The 20326-nt window shown below is 72.7% G+C and carries 22 protein-coding genes; 11 read left to right on the plus strand and 11 right to left on the minus strand.

Features of this window, described 5'->3' with window-relative positions:
* Positions 1-6: 6 nt before the first annotated feature.
* The 3 genes from K7396_RS31800 to K7396_RS31810 all read right to left on the minus strand — a co-directional run bounded on the left by K7396_RS31800 (position 7) and on the right by K7396_RS31810 (position 4058).
* On the minus strand, positions 7-489 hold the full coding sequence (locus K7396_RS31800) for a nuclear transport factor 2 family protein (RefSeq protein WP_086718349.1): 483 nt from the start codon (positions 487-489) through the stop codon (positions 7-9).
* 58 nt (positions 490-547) lie between these two features.
* Positions 548-2491: an ABC transporter ATP-binding protein gene (locus K7396_RS31805; RefSeq protein WP_086718354.1), complete on the minus strand. Its 1944-nt coding sequence runs from the start codon at positions 2489-2491 to the stop codon at positions 548-550.
* A 148-nt stretch (positions 2492-2639) separates the two neighbouring features.
* Entirely contained in the window at positions 2640-4058 is a 1419-nt protein-coding gene (locus tag K7396_RS31810) for a GAF domain-containing protein (protein ID WP_223660264.1), read from the minus strand.
* A 568-nt stretch (positions 4059-4626) separates the two neighbouring features.
* Between K7396_RS31810 and K7396_RS31815 the strand changes: the two genes are divergently transcribed.
* Positions 4627-5025 carry an STAS domain-containing protein gene (locus tag K7396_RS31815; protein WP_086718351.1) on the plus strand — a complete coding sequence of 133 codons (399 nt, stop codon included), beginning with the start codon at positions 4627-4629 and terminating at the stop codon, positions 5023-5025.
* 44 nt (positions 5026-5069) lie between these two features.
* On the opposite strand, the gene K7396_RS31820 is transcribed toward K7396_RS31815, so the two are convergent.
* From K7396_RS31820 to K7396_RS31830, 3 genes are all read right to left on the minus strand, one after another.
* Positions 5070-5558: a glutathione peroxidase gene (locus K7396_RS31820; RefSeq protein WP_086718352.1), complete on the minus strand. Its 489-nt coding sequence runs from the start codon at positions 5556-5558 to the stop codon at positions 5070-5072.
* A complete protein-coding gene (locus tag K7396_RS31825) occupies positions 5518-5829 on the minus strand; it encodes a hypothetical protein (RefSeq protein ID WP_218039125.1) in 312 nt (103 codons plus the stop codon). Before K7396_RS31825 ends, K7396_RS31820 begins: the two co-directional genes overlap by 41 nt.
* A 209-nt stretch (positions 5830-6038) precedes the next feature.
* A complete protein-coding gene (locus tag K7396_RS31830) occupies positions 6039-7673 on the minus strand; it encodes an FAD-dependent oxidoreductase (protein WP_086719603.1) in 1635 nt (544 codons plus the stop codon).
* Positions 7674-7927: 254 nt separating this feature from the next.
* Here K7396_RS31830 and K7396_RS31835 point away from each other — a divergent pair, with 254 nt between their 5' ends.
* The 7 genes from K7396_RS31835 (at position 7928) to K7396_RS31865 (ending at position 13231) form a co-directional block, all read left to right on the plus strand.
* Positions 7928-9046, plus strand: a complete 1119-nt coding sequence (locus K7396_RS31835; RefSeq protein WP_086719604.1) for a SchA/CurD-like domain-containing protein — start codon at positions 7928-7930, stop codon at positions 9044-9046.
* 68 nt (positions 9047-9114) lie between these two features.
* Positions 9115-9549 carry a cupin domain-containing protein gene (locus K7396_RS31840; protein ID WP_030083353.1) on the plus strand — a complete coding sequence of 145 codons (435 nt, stop codon included), beginning with the start codon at positions 9115-9117 and terminating at the stop codon, positions 9547-9549.
* Positions 9546-10814 (plus strand): beta-ketoacyl-[acyl-carrier-protein] synthase family protein, encoded by a 1269-nt coding sequence (locus K7396_RS31845; RefSeq protein WP_086719605.1) that lies wholly within the window; start codon positions 9546-9548, stop codon positions 10812-10814. The genes K7396_RS31840 and K7396_RS31845 overlap by 4 nt, the downstream gene beginning before the upstream one ends.
* Positions 10811-12061 carry a ketosynthase chain-length factor gene (locus K7396_RS31850; RefSeq protein ID WP_086719606.1) on the plus strand — a complete coding sequence of 417 codons (1251 nt, stop codon included), beginning with the start codon at positions 10811-10813 and terminating at the stop codon, positions 12059-12061. Before K7396_RS31845 ends, K7396_RS31850 begins: the two co-directional genes overlap by 4 nt.
* A 15-nt stretch (positions 12062-12076) precedes the next feature.
* Complete coding sequence (locus tag K7396_RS31855; RefSeq protein ID WP_086719607.1) at positions 12077-12367, plus strand: acyl carrier protein; 291 nt, start codon at positions 12077-12079, stop codon at positions 12365-12367.
* 1 nt (position 12368) lies between these two features.
* Positions 12369-12842, plus strand: coding sequence for an SRPBCC family protein (locus K7396_RS31860; protein WP_086719608.1), 474 nt, complete (start codon positions 12369-12371; stop codon positions 12840-12842).
* A gap of 56 nt (positions 12843-12898) precedes the next feature.
* Entirely contained in the window at positions 12899-13231 is a 333-nt protein-coding gene (locus K7396_RS31865) for a TcmI family type II polyketide cyclase (protein ID WP_030083343.1), read from the plus strand.
* Between the two features lie 112 nt (positions 13232-13343).
* Here the strand turns inward: K7396_RS31865 and K7396_RS31870 are convergent, their stop codons facing one another.
* From K7396_RS31870 to K7396_RS31880, 3 genes are all read right to left on the minus strand, one after another.
* Complete coding sequence (locus tag K7396_RS31870) at positions 13344-14372, minus strand: methyltransferase (RefSeq protein WP_086719609.1); 1029 nt, start codon at positions 14370-14372, stop codon at positions 13344-13346.
* A 7-nt stretch (positions 14373-14379) separates the two neighbouring features.
* Positions 14380-15486 carry a right-handed parallel beta-helix repeat-containing protein gene (locus K7396_RS31875; RefSeq protein ID WP_373866906.1) on the minus strand — a complete coding sequence of 369 codons (1107 nt, stop codon included), beginning with the start codon at positions 15484-15486 and terminating at the stop codon, positions 14380-14382.
* A gap of 461 nt (positions 15487-15947) precedes the next feature.
* Positions 15948-16748, minus strand: a complete 801-nt coding sequence (locus K7396_RS31880) for a TetR/AcrR family transcriptional regulator (RefSeq protein WP_086719611.1) — start codon at positions 16746-16748, stop codon at positions 15948-15950.
* A 173-nt stretch (positions 16749-16921) separates the two neighbouring features.
* On the opposite strand from K7396_RS31880, the gene K7396_RS31885 reads away from it, so the two are divergent.
* A complete protein-coding gene (locus tag K7396_RS31885; RefSeq protein WP_086719612.1) occupies positions 16922-17800 on the plus strand; it encodes a siderophore-interacting protein in 879 nt (292 codons plus the stop codon).
* An 11-nt stretch (positions 17801-17811) separates the two neighbouring features.
* Here the strand turns inward: K7396_RS31885 and K7396_RS31890 are convergent, their stop codons facing one another.
* On the minus strand, positions 17812-18186 hold the full coding sequence (locus tag K7396_RS31890; protein WP_086719613.1) for a VOC family protein: 375 nt from the start codon (positions 18184-18186) through the stop codon (positions 17812-17814).
* A 439-nt stretch (positions 18187-18625) separates the two neighbouring features.
* On the opposite strand from K7396_RS31890, the gene K7396_RS31895 reads away from it, so the two are divergent.
* Positions 18626-19006: an ArsR/SmtB family transcription factor gene (locus K7396_RS31895; RefSeq protein WP_263295975.1), complete on the plus strand. Its 381-nt coding sequence runs from the start codon at positions 18626-18628 to the stop codon at positions 19004-19006.
* Between the two features lie 76 nt (positions 19007-19082).
* Positions 19083-19478, plus strand: a complete 396-nt coding sequence (locus tag K7396_RS31900; RefSeq protein WP_086719614.1) for a hypothetical protein — start codon at positions 19083-19085, stop codon at positions 19476-19478.
* Here the strand turns inward: K7396_RS31900 and K7396_RS31905 are convergent.
* Positions 19447-20241: a CDP-alcohol phosphatidyltransferase family protein gene (locus K7396_RS31905; RefSeq protein WP_373866905.1), complete on the minus strand. Its 795-nt coding sequence runs from the start codon at positions 20239-20241 to the stop codon at positions 19447-19449. The two genes, K7396_RS31900 and K7396_RS31905, sit on opposite strands and share 32 nt — an antisense overlap.
* Between the last annotated feature and the right edge of the window lie 85 nt (positions 20242-20326).

Raw genomic sequence — 20326 nt, forward strand, 5'->3', positions numbered from 1 at the left:
AGTCGGTCACTCACCGCCGCACCACACCTCGCGCCACTTCTCGTGGACGACGACGCCGGTCAGCCGCCAGCCGTCGGCGGTGCGCCGGGCGGTGAAGTCGTAGCGGCCGCCGCAGGTGTAGTTGGGAGCGGTCGGGCCGCCCTCGTCCTCCGTCGCGGGGCCGGCGAGCCGCATCGGGTTGAGGTAGTCGGCCCGGACCGTGGCCGTGTCCCCCGGGGCGCCGTCCGGGCGGGCGAGGGTGATGCGGCGGTTGACGATCAGGTGCTGGCGCATGGCGAAGTTCCGCAGCATCTCGCCGAGCCAGGCGGCGATCTCCGCCACGCCGCCCTCGATGCCGCCCGCGGAGCGGTAGTCGGCCCGGCCGTCCGGGGTGAACAGGGCCTGGTAGCCGGGCCAGTCCCCGTCGTCCACGGCGATCGCGTACCCGGTGACCAGATCGTCGAGGGCGAGGCGGTCCATGACAGTGGAGTGTTCCGCGCGCTGCGTCATCATCTCAGTTTTCGGCATGGGGAAGGCCCCCGCCAAGAGGCGGGGGCCTTCCGGCGCGTCAGTTCACCAGCGCCGAGTCCGGCACGGCGTCCGGGCCGGCCTCCGCGCGCCGGGCCGCCACCGCGGTCTCCCGCCGCTCCTCCGCGTCGGTGAACTGGGTCCGGTACAGCTCCGCGTAGCGCCCGTCGGCGGCCAGCAGTGTCTCGTGCGTCCCGCGCTCGGCGATGTGCCCGTCCTCGACGACCAGGATCAGGTCCGCGGCCCGTACGGTCGACAGCCGGTGGGCGATGACCAGCGCGGTACGGCCCTCCAGCGCCTCGGTCAGCGCCTCCTGCACCGCCGCCTCGGAGGTGTTGTCCAGGTGGGCGGTGGCCTCGTCGAGGATCACCACCCGGGGGTGGGCGAGCAGCAGCCGGGCGATGGTCAGCCGCTGCCGTTCGCCGCCGGAGAGCCGGTAGCCCCGCTCGCCGACGACGGTGTCCAGCCCGTCGGGGAGCGCGGCGATCAGGTCCTCCAGGCGCGCCCGGCGCAGCGCGTCCCACAGCTCCGGCTCGGTCGCCTCCGGCCCGGCCAGCAGCAGGTTCGCGCGGATCGTGTCGTGGAAGAGGTGCCCGTCCTGGGTGACCATCCCCAGGACGTCGCGCAGCGAGGCGGCGGTCAGCTCGCGGACGTCCACGCCGGAGAGCCGGACCGCGCCGGAGTCGGTGTCGTACAGCCGCGGCAGCAGCTGGGCCACGGTCGACTTGCCGGCGCCCGAGGAGCCGACCAGGGCGACCATCTGGCCGGGTTCGGCGCGGAAGGAGATGCCGTGCAGGACCTCCTCGCCGCCCCGGGTGTCGAGGGTGGCGACCTCCTCCAGGGAGGCCAGCGAGACCTTGTCGGCGGACGGGTAGGCGAAGCGGACCGCGTCGAACTCCACGGACACCGGGCCCTCGGGGACCGCGCGGGCGTCCGGCTTCTCGGTGATCAGCGGTTCGAGGTCGAGCACCTCGAAGACCCGCTCGAAGCTGACCAGGGCGCTCATCACCTCGATATGGGCGCCGGACAGCGCCGTCAGCGGGGCGTAGAGCCGGGTGAGCAGCAGGGCCAGCGAGACGATCGCGCCGGCCTCCAGCTGCCCGCGCAGCGCGAGGAAGCCGCCCAGCCCGTAGACGACGGCCAGCGCCAGGGCGGATACGAGGGTGAGGGCGGTGACGAAGTACGTCTGGACCATGGCCGAGCGGACCCCGATGTCGCGCACCCGGCGGGCCCGGACGGCGAACTCGGCGGACTCGTGGGCCGGGCGGCCCATCAGCTTGACGAGGGTGGCGCCGGGCGCGGAGAACCGCTCGGTCATCTGGGTGCCCATCGCCGCGTTGTGGTCGGCGCCCTCCCGGCGCAGCGCGGCCAGCCGCCGGCCGACCCGGCGCGCGGGCAGCACGAAGACCGGCAGCAGCACCAGCGCGATCAGGGTGATCTGCCAGGACAGGCCGAGCATCACCACGAGGGTCAGCAGCAGCGTCACGATATTGCTGACGACCCCGGACAGGGTGTCGCTGAAGGCCCGCTGGGCGCCGATCACATCGTTGTTCAGGCGGCTGACCAGCGCTCCGGTGCGGGTGCGGGTGAAGAAGGCGACGGGCATCCGCTGGACGTGGTCGTACACCGTCGTCCGCAGGTCCAGGATCAGCCCCTCGCCGATGCTCGCCGACAGCCAGCGGGTCGCCAGCCCCAGCGCCGCCTCGGCGACCGCGATCACCGCGATCAGGCCGGACAGCCGGAGGACGAGGGACGACGAGCCGCCGCCCACGATCGCGTCCACCACCCGGCCCGCCAGCAGCGGGGTGGCCACCGCGAGCATCGCGGTGGCCGTGCTCAGCACGAGGAACCACACCAGGCGACGGCGGTGCGGGCGGGCGAACGCCGTGATGCGGCGCAGGGTGCCGCGGGAGAAGCGGCGCTTGCCCTGCTGCGCGGTCATCGTGCTGTGCAGCGCGTGCCAGGCGGTGACTTCCATGTCCATCGTGGCCTCCAGGTGCCGGGTCCTCGCGGGATCGCCGTGCGTGCCCGGCGACATAGCAGGAACGTAGGACCTCAACCAATGTTGAGGTCAAGTGAATCCCGCGGCATCACCCGACAGGGCGTCCCGGACCCGGCCGGGCGGCGGTGGCTCAGGCGCCGGGCCCGCCCCGGAGCGGACGCTCCCAGACCACCGGCGGGGCGTCGTCGTCCGGGCGCGCCACCGTCAGCCGGATGCCCGGCCGGCCGCCGGGGGGCGGGACGGTGAGGTCCACGGCGATCTCCACCCGGGTCGGCTCCGGCCGCGCCGCCGCCGCGGCGGTCACCGTCGCCAGCGCCTTCCTGAGCGCGGCCAGCAGCTCACGGGCGCCCATGTCGTCGACCCGGGTGTCGACCGGTCCGGTGAACCGCACCGACGGCCGGGTCCCGAGCGACGCGGTGGCCGCGGCGGCCTCCCGCAGGACGCGGGTGCGCAGCCCCGGCGGCGCCTCGGACGGCCCCTGCTGCAGCGCGATGATCGCCGTTCGGATCTCCTGGATCGTGGCGTCCAGCTCGTCGACCGCCCGGCCCACCCCGTCCCGTACCTCCGGCAGTACGGCCTTGCGCCGCGCGGTCTCCAGCAGCATCCCGGTGGCGAACAGCCGCTGGATGACCAGATCGTGCAGGTCGCGGGCGATCCGGTCGCGGTCCTCGAAGACGGCCAGCCGCTCGCGGTCACGGTGCCGGTCGGCCAGCACGAGCGCCACCGCGGCCTGGGCGGCGAACTGGGTCCCCAGCGTCCGCTCGGTGTGGCTGAAGCGGCGGTCGCCGGATATCCGGCACAGCGCGAGGGCGCCCAGCACCCGCCCGTTGCTGCGCAGCGGCAGCAGCATCGTCGGGCCGTAGTGGCGCGACATCGGGGAGATCGAGCGGGGGTCTCCGGCGAAGTCGTCGGAGAAGACCGCGAGGCCGGCGTGTATCTGGTGGACGACCGGACTCTGCGGCGGTATCCGGCCGCGGTGCGCCTCGGCCCGTACGGTCTCGGGCAGCACGGTGGAGATCGCCACCACCTCCATACCGCCCCCGGCGTGCGGCAGCAGGACCGCTCCGGTCGCCGCCTCGGCCAGCTCCCGGCCCTTCTCCGCGACGACGGTCAGGGCGTCCCTGGCCGACGAGCCGGCCTCGGGCCCGGCCAGCAGGGCCGTGGTGACGGACGCCGCGCCGTCGATCCAGCGCCGGCGCTGCCGGGCGGCGCCGTGCATCCGGGCATTGCTCAGCGCGATCCCGGCCTCGGTGGCCAGCACCCGCACCAGGTGCAGATCCGTGTCGCCGAACCCCTCGGGGCCGTCCTTCCCCGCGACGTACAGCGTGCCGAACAGCTCTCCCCGCACCTGGATCGGCACCTCCAGGCAGTCCCCGGCCGCCGGCTCACCCTCGGGGGAGGGGCCGTGGGTGACCGGCCCGCCGGGACCGTCGCCGTCCTCGTCGCGGAGGCCGACAGCGGCATGGCGGGCGCCGGTCAGGGAGGCGGCGGTCTCGGCGATACGGCCCAGCGCGCGGCGCGGATCATGGTCGGAGCCCACCGCCACCATCGCCTCCAGCAGCTGCGGAAGCCGGGAGATCGGCCCACCGGCCAGCTCGCGCAGGCTCTGCGCGGTGCGTTCGGGCAGCTCTCCCGCGGGATCCGACGGCTTCAGGGCACACCTCTCACTTTCCGGGCGGTCCGGACAGTCTAATTCGCCCGAAAGAGTGGCATTAGGGGCCCTCGGGGTGCGGATCCGGGGGAGGCGCCCCGCGGGCGATCACCGGGCAGGCCGCCGTCGGTGACCCGCCCCGGGCCGGGCCGCGACCACTTATCTCGGCCACACTCGCGAGGGGCGACTTTGAGACAACCTGAAGCTGGGGCGTGCGCCGGGACTTCGAGGGCGCGGTCGGCGGGTAAGCCGTAGTCAACTACGGGCACAGCAGCAGAAACACACGGACACGAACCGCACGCCACCGCACTACCCGACGACCCGGAAACGGGCCGAACCGCCCGGATCGCGCCGGGCGCCCCCCACACCTTCCGAACGTCTCCGCCGCAGACGCGTGGCCATATCCCGCGCCTCGGCACGAAAGTGGGCCGGGCCGATGGATGAAGGTCAGTACTACCCGAGACTCGTGGGACCCAGCCGCGCCACGGGCGGCACGACCGTGCTGGAACTCCGCGGTGAGCTGGACATTCTCGCCGTGTCGGTGCTGTCCGACCGGCTGGACGAGATCACCGGCACGCAGGGCGCCGACCTCGTGGTCGACGTACGCGCGGTCACGTTCATCGACTGCGCCGGGCTGTCCCTGCTCAGCCGCGCCCGCTTCCGGACCCGGCAGCGGGGCGGCCGGATGCGGCTGGCCGGCGTCTTCGGCGGCGGCAGCGTCGCGCGGCTGCTGCGGATGACCGGCCTGGCCGGCAGCTTCGAGATCATGTCCGACGACACCGGCGGTGGCGACGACACGGACGCGGCCGCCGGACCGTCCGGACCGGCCGGGGCCACGGACCCCGCGGGCACCGCCGTCGCCTGATCCGCCCGCCCGCGCTGCGCCGCCGCCCGCCGTTCCGCCGGGTCTCAGGCCGGCAGGGCCGCTTCGATCGCGGTGATCAGTTCCGTGGCCTCCGGCTCGGTGCGCGGCCGGAAGCGGCCCGCGACCTGCCCCTGGGCATCGATCAGGAACTTCTCGAAGTTCCACTGGACGTCGCCGGCCGCCCCTTCGGCGTCCTCGGTGCCGGTCAGTGCCGCGTACAGCGGGTGCCGGTCCTCGCCGTTGACGTCGGTCTTCTCGAACAGCGGGAAGCTCACGCCGTACGACGCCGAGCAGAAGGCGGCGATCTCCTCGGCGGTGCCGGGCTCCTGGCCCGCGAACTGGTTGCTGGGGAAGCCCAGCACACTGAAGCCACGGTCCCCGTAGCGCTGCTGCAGCCGCTCCAGGCCGGAGTACTGCGGGGTCAGCCCGCATCGGGACGCCACGTTCACCACCAGCAGGGCCCTGCCCCGGTAGTCGGCGAGCGAAGCGGGCTCACCGGTCAGGGTGCGCAGGGGGATGTCGTACAGGCTCACGGGCATGCTCCTCGTCACGGGTCCGCGGATACGGACGGCCATCATCCGTGCCAACCGCGCCGCCCGTCCCGGTCTTCCCCGGATCGTCGGCCGGCCAGGACACGACCGGCCGGATCTCGCCCGAGCGCCACTCCTTGAGCAGCTGGTCGAAGATCGGCGTTTCCTCCTGGGCCCGGCGGCGCGCCTGCCGGGCGGGGGGCGGCAGGGCCGGCGGCTGGTGGGGGAGGGCGATGCGGCGAAAAGGGTGGGAGGCGGGCTGCTTGGCGTCCATGCCCGGACTCAACCGGAAATCGGCCCCCGAGTTGCGGGACGCGGCCGGGGCGGCCCCGAGATGCCCCTGCGGTGGTGACGGGCAGAAGATACGTTCGCGCGTGACGAAGGGACCGGCGGATGTCCCACCGGTCCCTTCGTCGACGGCAGTCCTGCGTCACCGCGCCCCGGCCCCCGGCTGTGCGCACGGTACCGGGCGCGGCGGGCGGATCAGCTCCGGCACAGCAGCGCGGTGAGGACCTGCCGGAGCGCCGCCTCGGGGTCGGCCACCCGGCCCTCGGCCCGCCACGCCACGAAGCCGTCGGGGCGCACCAGCACCGCGCCCTCGGACGTCGTCCCGTGCTTCTCGGCCCAGTCGACGCCGTCCTCGGGCACCAGGTCGTCGTTCGGCCCGGTGCCGACCTGGTAGCAGTCCAGTGCGAGGGAGAACTGCTGGATGGCGCCCTTGGCGGCGGTCCGCCACATCTCGCCCTCGGAGCCGGTCAGCAGGACGAACGAGGTCTCGTACAGATCGAGGGTCGAGCGCCGCTCGCCGCCGGCCCGTACCCACATGTGCGGGGCGCGGGTGCCCGGCTCGCCCGTCAGCCGCAGCTGGTCGGGCACCACCGGCAGCCCGGGGTCGGCGCCGACGACCGCGCCCTGCGGGTAGCAGTAGCCCAGGGCGACGGTGAGCACCCCGCGCTGCCGGCCACCGCCCGCGCCGGGAGCGGGGGAGTAGCCCGGGTGGCTGTGCTCGGCCGAGCGCGCCGAGGCGCGGGCGCTGGTCTCCCGCGCCACCGGCTGCCGCTCCGCCTCGTAGGTCGCCAGCAGCTCCGGGCCCGCCGAGCCGTTGAGCACGGCGGCGAGCTTCCAGGCGATGTTATGGGCGTCCTGGATGCCGGTGTTGGAGCCGAACGCCCCGGTGGGGGACATCTCGTGGGCCGAGTCGCCGGCGAGGAAGACCCGGCCGGCCGCGTACCGCTCGGCGACCCGCTCGGCGGCGTGCCACGGGGCCTTGCCGGTGATCTCAACTGCCATGCCTGGTACGCCCGTTGCCCGGCGGATGTGCTCGATGCACCGCTCGTCGGTGAAGTCCTCCAGGGTCTCGCCCGACTCGGGGTGCCAGGGGGCGTGGAAGACCCAGTCCGCCTTGTTGTCGACCGGCAGCAGCGCGCCGTCGGCCTCCGGGTCGGTCAAGTAGCAGGCGATGAAGCGGCGGTCGCCCACGACGTCGGCGAGCTGCGGCGCGCGGAAGGTGATGCTCACGTTGTGGAACAGGTCGCCGGGCCCCGTCTGGCCGATGCCCAGCCGCTCGCGGACCGGGCTGCGGGGGCCGTCGGCCGCGATCAGGTAGTCCGCGTGCACGGTGGTGACCTCGCCGGTCTCCCGGTTCCTCAGCGTCGCGCGCACCCCGTGCGCGTCCTGCTCGAAGGAGCTCAGCTCGGTGGAGAACCGCAGGTCACCGCCGTGCTCGCGGGCACAGCGCACCAGGACGGGCTCCAGGTCGTTCTGGCTGCACAGGCACCAGGCGGAGGGGCTGATGCGGGCGAGTCCGCCGCCCGGGTCGATCTCCTTGAACAGCCACTCCTGGTCGTCGCCGGTGAGTGAACGGGCCTGCAGGATCCCGTGGTTGTCGGCGAGGACCGACGCGGCCTCGCGGATCCGCGCCTCCGCTCCGGCCACCCGGAACAGCTCCATCGTGCGGACGTTGTTGCCCCGCCCGCGCGGGTGGCGGGAGGTGTCCGCGTGCTTCTCGACCAGCAGATGTCTGACACCCAGGCGTCCCAGGAACAGCGACGCGGACAGGCCGACCAGGGACCCGCCCACGACGAGTACCGGCACCCGGTCTTCGGCGGTGGGATTCATTGCGTGCTCCAGCTCCAGGGACGCTTACGGCAGATGGAGCACGAATGCCCGGCTGAGGACCTGTTCGATCACGTTTCACCTGCATGGCTCACACATCTCGCGCCACCCGTGGGTCCCGGCCACGATCGAATCCGGGACGCCCCCGGATCACCCGGAAAAGGGCCGTCCCCACCATCCGGCTCAGTCCCCCGGATCGCACCGGAACTGACGACGCACCACTGGGGCCATCGGGCCCCGAAGGAGATGCGTAGACGATGACAACGCTGTCGGAACGAATATCCCAGTCGGCCTTCGACGGCTCCCGGCTGCGGGTCGTCCTGCTCCTGGACCTCCACGAAGGAGCCCAGCAGGACTTCCTCGAAGCCTACGAGCACCTGCGCAACCAGGTCGCGTCCGTCCCCGGACACATCACCGACCAGCTGTGCCAGTCCATCGAGAACCCCTCCCAGTGGCTCATCACCAGCGAATGGGAGAGCGCACCGCCCTTCCTGGCCTGGGTCAACAGCGAGGAACACGTCAAGATGGTCCAGCCGCTGCACGGCTGTGTCCGTGACACCCGGTCGCTGCGCTTCAGCGTCCTGCGCGAGACCTCGAACGTCGCCCGCCTCGCGCCCGAGCCTCCCAAGGGCCGCCTGCAGGCCAACCCCCGCGTCGGCGACGGGGTGGTCCGGCACGCGCTGACCTTCACCGTGAAGCCGGGCAGCGAATCGATGGTCGCGGACATCCTCGCCGGGTACACCTCCCCGGAGGCCCGGGTCGACGACACCACCCGGCTGCGCCGCACCTCTCTGTTCATGCACGGCAACCGCGTCGTGCGCGCCGTCGAGGTGCAGGGCGACCTGGTCGCGGCGCTGCGGCACATCTCCCAGCAGCCCGAGGTCCGGGCCGTCGAGGAGGCCATCAACCCGTACCTGGAGCAGGACCGCGACCTGAGCGACCCGAACTCCGCGCGGGTGTTCTTCACCCGGGCCGCGCTGCCCGCCGTGCACCACGTCGCCTCGGGCGGACAGCAGCCCGACGGCATCAAGCGGCACGCGCTGTTCTACCCCGCCAAGGAAGGGTGCGGCATGACGCTGGCCCAGATGCTCGCCCGCCAGGACGAGCTGGCCGCGGACGACCCGGCGTGCCCCATCGCCGGCAGCACCATCTTCCAGCGCGACGACGTGGTCGTCCGGCTCATCGATCTGCGGATCCCGATCGAGAGCGACCCCGTGCTGGCGCTGGGCGTGCGCGGGCCCCGCAAGACGGCCGTGCTGCGGCGTCTGCTCGACACCGATGTGGCCGGCGGTCTGTCCAACGACCGCGAGCTCGCGCGCTTCCTGGAGCGCGCCGACATGGCCCTCGTCACGGACCGCCGGGCCCCGGGCGCCTGACCGCGCCAGGCCGCGGCAGGCCCTCCCTCTCATCCACCCCCGGCCCCATGCCCCTGGAGGAAGCAGCCATGACCACGCACCGCCCACGCATCGTGGACCTCAGCGAGACCCAGCCCAACCGCCGGCGCGGAGGTGATCTGCGCGCCATGCTGACACCCAGCGCGGTGGGCGCCACGAGCGGCTTCATGGGCATGGCACTCGTGCAGCCCGGCGAGCGCATCGGCGAGCACTACCACCCCTACTCCGAGGAGTTCGTGTACGTCGTCCAAGGCGCGCTCGAAGTGGACCTCGACGGGGAACCGCACCCGCTGCGCCCGGACCAGGGGCTGCTGATCCCCCCGTACATGCGGCACCGCTTCCGCAATGTCGGCGACGTGGAGGCCCGGATGGTCTTCCACCTCGGTCCGCTCGCCCCGCGTCCGGAGCTCGGACACGTCGACACCGAGGGCACGGAGGAGAGCACACCGGCCGCACCACCGGAACGCACGGAGCCGGTGTCATGACCCGCCGTGTGGCGGTCACCGGCGTCGGGATCGTCGCTCCGGGCGGTGTGGGTGTGCCCGCCTTCTGGGACCTGCTGTCCGCAGGCCGCACGGCGACCCGCGGCATCACCCTCTTCGACCCGGAGGGGTTCCGCTCGCGCATCGCCGCCGAGTGCGACTTCGACCCGGCGGCACACGGGCTGAGCGAGGAGCAGGTGGCCCGCTCGGACCGGTACATCCAGTTCGCGATGGTCGCCGCCGAGGAGGCGCTGCGCGACGCCGGTCTCGACACGGAGTCCGAGGACCCCTGGAGGGTCGGGGTGTCCCTGGGCACCGCGGTCGGCGGCACCACGCGCCTGGAGCACGACTACGTCGCGGTCAGCGACCACGGTGCCCGGTGGGACGTCGACCACCGGCCCGCCGGCCGGTACCTGGAGCGGGCGTTCTCCCCGAGTTCGCTCGCCTCCGCGGTGGCGGAGCAGATCGGCGCCCACGGCCCGGTGCAGACCGTCTCGACGGGCTGCACCTCCGGCCTCGACGCCATCGGCTACGCCTTCCAGTCCATCGAGGAGGGCCGGGTCGATGTCTGCGTGGCCGGCGCCTCCGACTCACCGATCTCCCCGATCACCGTGGCCTGCTTCGACGCGATCAAGGCGACCTCGGCGAACAACGACGATCCGGCACACGCCTCCCGTCCCTTCGACGCCCACCGCGACGGATTCGTGATGGGGGAGGGCGGCGCCGTCCTCGTCCTGGAGGAGCTGGAACACGCCCGCGCCCGCGGCGCGACGATCCACTGCGAGATACGCGGCTACGCCACCTTCGGCAACGCGTACCACATGACCGGTCTCACCCAGGAGGGCCTGGAGATGGCCGAGGCGATCAACCGCGCCCTCGGCCACGCCAGGATCGACGCCACCCAGGTGGACTACGTCAACGCGCACGGCTCGGGCACCCAGCAGAACGACCGGCACGAGACGGCCGCGGTCAAGCGGTCGCTCGGCGCACACGCCCGCAAGATCCCGATGAGTTCCATCAAATCCATGGTGGGCCATTCGCTCGGGGCGATCGGCGCGATCGAGATCGTGGCCTGTGTGCTGGCACTCACCCACCAAGTGGTGCCGCCCACGGCCAATTACGAGACTCCGGACCCGGAGTGCGACCTCGACTACGTGCCCAAGACGGCCCGGGAGCTGCCGCTGCGTTCGGTGCTCTCGGTCGGCAGCGGCTTCGGTGGATTCCAGTCAGCGGTGGTACTGACCCGACAGGGTGGGAGGGCATCATGAGCTCCCCGGAAACACGTCGTTCCGTCGTCACCGGCATGGGTGTCATCGCCCCCAACGGGGTGAGCACCGAGACCTTCTGGAAGGCGACGGTCGAGGGCATCAGCGTCCTCGACCGCGTCACCCGTGAGGGGTGCGAGCACCTTCCGCTCAAGGTCGCCGGCGAGGTCCGCGGGTTCGATCCGGCGGATCTGATCGAGGAGCGCTACCTCGTCCAGACCGACCGGTTCACCCACTTCGCCATGGCGGCGGCCAACCTCGCGCTGGACGACGCCCGGCTCGGCCGTGCCGACTACAACGACTCGCCGTTCGCGGTGGGCGTCGTCACGGCCGCCGGATCGGGTGGCGGTGAGTTCGGCCAGCGGGAGCTGCAACGGCTCTGGGGCCAGGGCTCCCGCCACGTCGGCCCGTACCAGTCGATCGCCTGGTTCTACGCGGCGAGCACCGGACAGATCTCCATCCGCGGCGGCTTCAAGGGGCCGTGCGGAGTCGTGGCCAGCGACGAGGCGGGCGGTCTGGACGCCCTGGCGCACGCCGCCCGCACCATTCGGCGCGGCACCGACGCCGTCGTCGTGGGCGCCGCCGAGGCGCCCCTGGCCCCCTACTCGGTCGTCTGCCAGCTCGGCTACGACGATCTGAGCAAGCTCGACGATCCGGCCCGCGCCTACCGGCCGTTCACCGACGGCGCCTGCGGGTTCGTGCCCGCCGAGGGCGGCGCGATGCTGATCGTCGAGGAGGAGGCGGCGGCCGTGAGCCGCGGGGCGAGCGTCCGGGCCGTACTGGCCGGGCACGCCGCCACCTTCACCGGTGCCTCCCTGTGGGAGGCGTCCCGGGAGGGGCTCGCCCACGCCATCCGCGGCGCGCTGGCCGACGCGCGGTGCGCCCCGGAGGAGATCGATGTGGTGTTCGCGGACGCGCTCGGCGTCCCCGCGGCCGACCGGGCCGAGGCGCTGGCGATCGCGGACGCCCTGGGCCGGCACGCCTCGCAGGTCCCGGTGACCGCACCCAAGACCGGCACCGGGCGGGCGTACTGCGGCGCCCCCGTCCTGGACACCGCTGCCGCGGTGCTCTCGATGGAGCAGGGCGTCGTGCCGCCCACCCCCAACGTCGTCGACGTCTGCCACGACCTTGACGTGGTGACCGGGCGGGCCCGCCCCGCCGAGTTGCGGACGGCGCTGGTGCTGAGCCGGGGACTGATGGGCTCGAACGCGGCGATGGTGCTGCGCAAGGGCTCCCCGTCCCCCTCGTGAGAAGGAGAACTGCACATGAACGCTCAACTGACGCTCAATGAGCTGGCCGCGCTGATGAAGTCCGCCGCCGGGCTCACCGTCGACCCGAAGGAGCTGGCGAACCGGCCCGACGCGACGTTCACCGAGTTCGGCCTGGACTCGCTGGGCCTGCTCGGCATCGTCGGCGAGCTGGAGAACCGGCAGGGCCGGCCGATGCCGACCGACGCGGAACGCTGCCGGACGCCGCGCGACTTCCTCGATCTGGTCAACACCGGTCGAACCGTCCCCCAATCCGCCCAAGAGAATGTGTCTACGACAGGAGCCTGACATGTCCGGCCACACCGAGAACGACATCACCATCGCGGCACCGCTCGACCTCGTCTGGGACATCACCAACGACATCGAGAACTGGCCGCAGCTGTTCAGCGAGTACGCCTCGGTCGAGGTGCTGTCCAGGGAGGGCGACACGACCACCTTCCGGCTGACGATGCACCCGGACGACAACGGCACCGTGTGGAGCTGGGTCTCCGAGCGGACCGTCGACCGCCGCAACCGCACCGTCCGCGCCCGCCGGGTCGAGACCGGCCCGTTCCAGCACATGGACATCCACTGGCAGTACAGCGAGATCCCGGGCGGCACCTCCATGCACTGGACCCAGGACTTCGCGATGAAGCCGGACGCCCCGGTCGACGACAAGGGCATGACCGAGCTCATCAACCGCAACTCCCGGATCCAGATGGAGCTCATCCGGGACCGCATCGAACAGCGCGACCGCGAGCTGCGGTCCACCACCGTCGGCTGACGGCCCGCCAGGCCGGGTGCGGACCGCCACCCGGTGGCAACGAAGGGATCTCCCCGATGCACCACGCTCTGATCGTCGCTCGTATGGCGCCCGGTTCGGCTCCGGACATCGCCGAGGTCTTCAAGGCCTCGGACCGTACGGAACTGCCGCACCTGGTCGGCGTCTCGCGACGGACCCTCTTCCAGTTCGGTGACGTGTATCTGCACCTCATCGAATCCGACCGGCCGCCCGGCCCGGAGATCGCCAAGGTGACGGAGCACCCGGAGTTCCGCGCCGTCAGCGACAAGCTGTCCGCCTTCGTCAGCGCGTACGACCCCGAGACCTGGCGGAGCCCCAAGGACGCGATGGCCCAGCAGTTCTACAGCTGGCAGCGCGACGGCAGCGGCTGACGCGTACGGGGAACCGGGGCGATCCCCCGGCTCCCGCGCCGTCCCGGAAAAGGGCAAGGTCGCCCGGTGAGGAGAAGCCTCCACACCGGGCGACCTGCCGTGCCGGGTCATCTCACTCGGGGACGGTGCACTCGAAGGCGTGTAGGTACGGATTGACCTCCCGGATCTCGCCGACCTTCAGGCCGGCCTCCGCCATCCGGCTGACCAGGCTCGCCTTGGTGTGCTTGGCGCCACCCACGTTCAACAGCAGCAGCAGATCCATGGCGGTGGTGAACTTCATCGACGGGCTGTCGTCGACGAGGTTCTCGATGATCACGACGCGGGCTCCGGGACGGGCGGCCGCGACGACGTTGCGCAGTGTCCTGCGGGTGCTCTCGTCGTCCCACTCCAGGATGTTCTTGATGATGTAGACATCGGCCCGGACCGGGATGTCCTCGCGGCAGTCGCCGGGCACCACCCGCACCCGCGAGGCGAGCGGACCGCCCTCGCGCAGCCGGGGGTCCGGGTTCGCCACGACGGTGGGCAGATCGAGCAGCGTGCCCTCCAGAGCGGGGTACTTCTCCAGCAGACTGGCCAGCACATGCCCCTGGCCGCCGCCGATGTCCGCCACCGACGACGCGCCGCTCAGATCGAGCAGGTCCGCGATGTCCTGTGCCGACTGCTTGCTGGACGTGGTCATCGCGCGGTTGAAGACCTCGGCCGAGTCCCCGGCGTCCTGGTGCAGGTACTCGAAGAAGCTCTTGCCGTACAGGTCGTCGAAGACGTTGCGGCCGGTGCGCACCGCGTCGTCGAGCCGGGGCCAGGCCGCCCAGGTCCACGGCTCGGTGCACCACAGCGAGATGTACCGCAGGCTGTTGGGGGTGTCCTCCCGCAGCAGCCGGGACATCTCCGTGTGGACGTACGTCCCGTCGTCGGTCTCCTCGAAGATCCCGTAGCACGACAGGGTGCGCAGCAGCCGGTCCAGCGGCCGCGCCTCGGTCTTGACCGCGGCGGCCAGTTCCTCCGCGGTGGTGGGCCGGTCGCCCAGTGCGTCGGCGACGCGGAGTTGCGCCGCCGCCCGTACGGCCGCCGCACAGGCGGCGCCGAAGACGAGCTCCCTGAGCCGCATGGCCGGCTGGGGGGTGGGACTCACGGTGGTCATTCCGCCTCTATTCTCCGGTTGAAGAGGTCTGTGCGCCGTGCTCCTCCTGGCGCCGGCACAGACCCGGCGGCTGCGAGGTCCGGCAGATGTTGTGGACGAACCGGTTGCCCTTGCCCTTGGGGTCGCGGTTGGCGAGGTCCACCGGCTTGTTGCCGAGCACGAGGTTGTCGATGACGAGGTTGTGCTCGTTGGTCGCCTTCACGAAGCTGTGGAAGAGCACGATGCCGCCGGAGAGCGGGGACTTGCCGACGTTGTCGCGGATCAGGTTGCGCCGTACCAGCGTCTTCTCGGCGCCGGTGAGGACGATGCCGGACCCCTGGAGGAACGGCAGGCGCGGGGTGCGGGGGCAGTACTTGTTGTTCTTGACGACGGTGTTGTTGCGGACGGACAGCGCGCCCGCCCGGGGACGGGACTCGTCGCCGACGACGAAGATGCCGCCGCAGTTCTTGGTGACGGTGTTGTGGGCGACCGTCAGGTTCCTGACGCGGCGCACGGTGATGCCGATGCGGTTCTCCGCGAGGTAGTTCTCGGTGACCGTGGCCCCGCGGGTGTCGGTGGCCCCGGCCTCCTCCTTGACCGTGTTCGCCAGGAAGATGCCGGAGTCGCCGTTGCCGGTGACGACGTTGTCGCGGATCAGCCCGCGGACGGACCTCTCCTGGGCGATGCCCCACACCCCGTTGTGCCGCGCGGCCACGTCGTGGACGAGCAGCCGGTCGGTGCGGGACGCCCAGATGCCGTTCTTCTTGAAGCCCTTGACGGTCAGCGAACGGATGCTGACGTCCCGCAGCGGCCGGCCCGCCGGGCCGATGACGCAGATGCCGTTGCCGGCCCTCGCGCACATGTTCCCGGCCCGCTTGCCGCCCGGTTCGATCACGGTCTTGTGGCCCGCGCCGACGAGGCGGATCCGCGACTTGCGGATGACCACGCTCTCCCGGTAGAGGCCGGGCCGGATGAAGACGGTGTCGCCCGGCTTCGCTCTGTCCACCGCTCGCTGGATCGATTGTCCGGGGTGGACGACGTGTCGTTCCGCTGCGTCGCTCGGTGATGCCGCGCCCAGTCCGCCGACCAGCATCCCTGCGACACAGCCCATGTATGTCATCTGTCGAAGCGCCATGAGGCGAAGCTATGGGCGATCACTGCCGCTCGCCACATGTGGTGACCCGACGATGACGCTGTGTGCGCCGGCCCGCTGCCGACACGCCGTCAAGTCCGCTGGCCCGCCCGGCACCGGACTGCCGATCAGGGCCGGTCAGCGGGGTCCTCGCCGGTGGTGCGGGGCGCCTCGGCGCTCGGCCGGCGGGCACCCGGAGGGGTATCACCTGACCGGGTATCGGAGGGGGTGCCGGACGGAGCATCGGGCCCGGCTTCCGACGGGGCGTCAGCCGTTTCCTCCGGCCACACCTCGGTCAGGAACGCCGAGAGGCTGGTCGGCAGGAACCACGGACGGACGCGGGAAACGGTCACGGAAGACCAACGCGCCAGGACCGGCCGACGACACCCGTCCGGGGCGCTGAGCGCGCCAGATCACCCCAACGGCCCCGGGGGACGGCCGCCGAACGGGCGTCGGCCGCCCGTTCAGCGGCCGCGGCGGACCGCCGCCTCGATGCCGTCGAGGATCACCGTGAGGCCGGCCTCGAAGGTGGCCCGCGCCTCGCGCTCCAGGTAGGGCACCGAGTCGTCCGGCTCCGGTACGGCGCCCTCGGTGTCGAGCCGGACCAGCAGCGGGAAGCGTTCCGCGAAGTCGGGGACCACCTCGGTCAGCACGCCGGAGCGGGCCTGCCACCACTCCTCGTCGGACACCCCCGTCGACGCCGTGGCCAGCCGCGACTCGGCGACCGTCCGCGCGGCGCCCCGGACGCAGTGGAACAGGGTCCCGACGATCCGCCGCAGCGCCGCGGAGTCCAGCCCGGTCGCGTACAGCACGCGCAGCAGCGTCTCCAGGGAGCGGTATTCGTGCGGGCCGAGCACCGGCCGCGCCTGGGAGATCTGGAGGACCCAGGGGTGACGGAGCGAGAAGTCCCAGGTGTCCTCGGCCCAGGACGTCAGCGCGGCCCGCCAGCCCGGTGCCAGGTCGTACTCGGCGGGCAGCTCGGCCAGCACGTGGTCGTGCATCAGGTCCACCAGCTCGCTCTTGCCGGGGACGTAGGTGTAGAGCGCCATCGCCGTACGCCCCAGGCGCTCGCCGACCGCGCGCATGGACAGCGCCGCCATGCCGTCGGCGTCCGCGATCGCCACCCCTGCCTCGATGATCGCCGCCACGCTCAGCGCCGGTCTGGGCCCCGACCCCCGTGCGGCGCGCGGGGGCGCGGCGCCTTCCGCGCGCCACAGCAGGGCCATCGAACGGCGGGCGTCGCCCTGGCCCGCGAATACGACCACTTGCCACTCCTTACGGCATAAAGTAACGTCGCCGAGCGAACTCTTTACGGTGTAAAGATAGCAAGCTCCCGCGACGCCGTCGATGCGCCGACGGCGCGTCGGCCACCCGCTCCGCCCCAGGTGTCATCACGTCAGCATCCGCCCGAACCCCCTTCTGCCTCACGGAGGATCCGATGACGGCCGTTCCCGTCGCGCTCGTCCAGGTCACCGAGGTCCGGCGCCTCACCCCCCGCATGGTCCGCGTCACCTTCGCCGGGGAGGGCCTCGACGACCTCCCCACCTGGCCCGACCAGCAGCTCAAGCTGTGCTTCCCCCGGCCCGGCCAGGCGGCGCCCCGGCTGCCCGAGGGGGTCCCCGACGGCGATGCGATGGGCTGGTACCAGGCGTTCCTCGCCCTTCCCGAGGACGAACGGCCGTGGATGCGCAGCTACACCGTGCGCTCCTACGACCCCGTGCGACAGCGGATCAGCGTCGACTTCGTGCTGCACGGCACGGATCCGGCGACGGCCGGGCCGGCCACCCGGTGGGCCGCCTCCGCCGCCGTCGGCGACACCCTCGCCCGGTACGGCCCGTCGCCCGAGTACGCCAGGCCGCTGCCCCTCGACACCGCCGACTGGCTGCTGCTGGCCGGCGACGAGACCGCGCTGCCGGCCATCGGCTCCCTCCTCGAAGCGCTGCCCGCCGGCGCCCGCGCCCTGGCCTGCGTCGAGGTGGCGGACGCCGCCGAGGAACAGCGCCTCGCGACCCGGGCGGACCTCACCGTGCGGTGGGTCCACCGAACGGGCCCCGGCGCCGGGAACCCTGACGCCCTGCCGGCGGCCGTGCGCGCCCTCGCCTTCCCGGCGGGCCGGGTCTTCGCCTGGCTGGCCGGCGAGGCGGGCACGGTGCGGGCGCTGCGGCGCCATCTCGTCGAGGAGCGCGGTGTCGGCAAGGAGCAGATCGACTTCAGCGGGTACTGGCGCCGCCGGCTCAGCCAGGACGACGCCCCCACGGACGAGGACCTCGCCGAGGCACGGGAGCGCGTCGAGGCGGCCGGTTCCGGACAGGGCTGACGCCCGAGGGGTCAGCCCGCCCGCTCGGCCGCGCTGCGCTCCACGCAGAACTCGTTGCCCTCGATGTCGGCCAGCGTCGCCCACCCGGTCCCGTCGGCCCGCCGGTGGTCGGCCACCAGGGTCGCGCCGAGCGCCAGCAGCCGCTCCACCTCCTCGTCCCGGCCGCGGTCCTGCGGCCGCAGATCGAGGTGCACCCGGTTCTTCCCGGCCTTGGCGTCGGGCACCGTGACGAACAGCAGGGTCCCGCCCGCGGAGGTGACCGTGGCCTCCGGGTCGCCCGGCAGGTCGTCCTCGGCCAAGGTGCCGTCCAGCGCCTCGGCCCAGAAACAGGCCAGGCGGTAGGCGTCGGTGCAGTCGATCGTGAGGTGACGTATCAGCGAAGTCATGGGCGTCACTATGCGGTTGGGGGGTGGGAGAGTGCCAGCGGATACCCGCGGGGCGGGCCGGCTTCCGCGGGGCCGTGAGCGGTGCGGGGCCGGGCCTCTCGGTACGGGTGACGGTGCGGCAACTCAAGCCTCCCTGAAGGGAGTTCGCGGGACAGCCGTACTGCGGGCCCGGCCGGGCGGCGGGATCCGGCGGGCCGGCGGGCGGCCGGGCGCGCGGTGCCGGGCGGTCCGTGCCCGAACCGCTCCCCGGTTTGTCCGGCCCACCCGTTCAAGTCGCCCGCCCCCTCGTCTACAGTTGCAGAATTCCGCAATTCAACAGATGACGCGATGGCCGTTCGGCCTGAACGCGGAGGACATGCGTGGGCGGTTTCGCCGGATCGGTACGGAAACGGGTGCGCGCGGCGCGGTCCGCGCCCGGTCCCGGAAGCGAGGCGGGGAGGTGAACGGCGCCTGGGTTCCGCTCTGTCAGGCCAAGGCCGAATTCTTCCGGATGCTGGGCCACCCGGTCCGCCTCAGGGTGCTGGAGCTGCTCCAGAGCGGCCCGATGCCCGTACGGCAACTGCTCTCCGCGATCGAGGTGGAGCCGTCCGCGCTCTCCCAGCAGCTCGCGGTGCTGCGCCGCTCCGGCATCGTGACGGCCACCCGCAGCGGCTCCACCGTCGTCTACGAACTGGCCGGCGGCGAGGTCGCGGAGCTGCTGCGCGCCGCCCGCCGGGTCCTGGCCGAGGTGCTCGACGGGCAGCACGCGCTCCTCGCCGAGCTGCGGCAGGCCGAGACCGGCGCGGTGCCGGCGGCCGACGGGGTGGGGGCGGTCACGTGATCCGCCCGCCGCACCGCGCGCCCGCAAGCCGCCCGGGACAGGCCCGCCCCCTCACCACCGGAAAAGGGTGACGCGGATGTCCGGCACACCGCGGCGCAAGGGACCGCCGCCCTGGCGGGCGGTCCGCTCCCGCACCTGCATACCCATGGCCTCCGGGCGGGGCACCGTACGCCCCTGCCGGGGGCGCCCCCCAGGTCGGGGCCCGCTGCGCACCGCCCCCGGGCACGGCCGGGCCTGCCCGGAGAGCACCGCCCGCCCCCGCACCTCGCCGCGCTGCGGCGTCCGGCGGGCCCGTACCACCGCGGTGCGCCCCGGGACCCGGCTGGCACAGCTGCCCGGGTCGGTCCGGCTCACCCGCCGCGCCCCGCGGCGCAGCCCGTGGCGGCAGGTGCTGCTCTCCGTCCTCGTGGCCCAACTGCTGCTGGTCTTCCTGGTGCTGGTCATCTATCTGGGCCGGCACGCCGGGACGTGACCCCGGCGAGGGGCGGGCCGCCGATCGCGGCCACCGGCGGGACACCCGCCGCGACCCCGGCCCGCCACAGCCACGCGACATCACGTCCGAAGGACCACACCAGGAGCCCCAGCGCCACGGCCACCGCGGCGATCGCCGAGGCCCGCGGCAGGACTCCCGTGCCGGCCGCGACCAGCACGACGCCCTGCAGCGCCGCCACGGTCTTGCGGGCCATGCTGTGCGGCAGGGCGCCGCGCAGCCACGGCAGCACCCAGGACGCCGCGACGAAGAGGTACCGCATGAGGCCGATGGCCAGCACCCAGGCGCCCAGCGGGATCGCGACATGGACGCAGAGCACCAGGATCAAGAAGGCGTCCACCTCCATGTCGAAGCGCGCCCCCAGTGACGTCGACGTTCCGGTGCGCCGGGCCACCTGACCGTCGACCGCGTCCAGGGCCAGTGCCACGGCGGCGAACGTGACCAGCACCACAACCGGTGTCCGCCGGTCGAAGGAGTCCGCGACCAGCGCGGTCACCCCGCCGACGAGGATGGTGCGGGCCAGCGTGACGCGGTTGGCCGGACCGAACGACGTGGTCCACGTCCGGCGCAGCGCGACGGTGAGCAGCGCCCAGGTGGCCACGGCGAACAGGCACCCCGTGAACCAGCCCACGGTGCCCAGACCGCCCACCCGGCACAGCACTTCGAGCAGCAGCAGCTGGACGCCCATGCCGGCCGTGATGTCCGGTCCGAACGGCCTTGTGTCGTAGCGCTCTTGTACGGCCACCCTGCCTCCCGGGATGTGTAGCGGAGTCGAAGGGCGCCGCGTAGGGTGACGGCGTCCTGATGATCTCCAGCATCGATGAACCATC

Origin of the sequence: Streptomyces angustmyceticus (genome assembly GCF_019933235.1) — a bacterium.
Taxonomy (GTDB): domain Bacteria; phylum Actinomycetota; class Actinomycetes; order Streptomycetales; family Streptomycetaceae; genus Streptomyces; species Streptomyces angustmyceticus.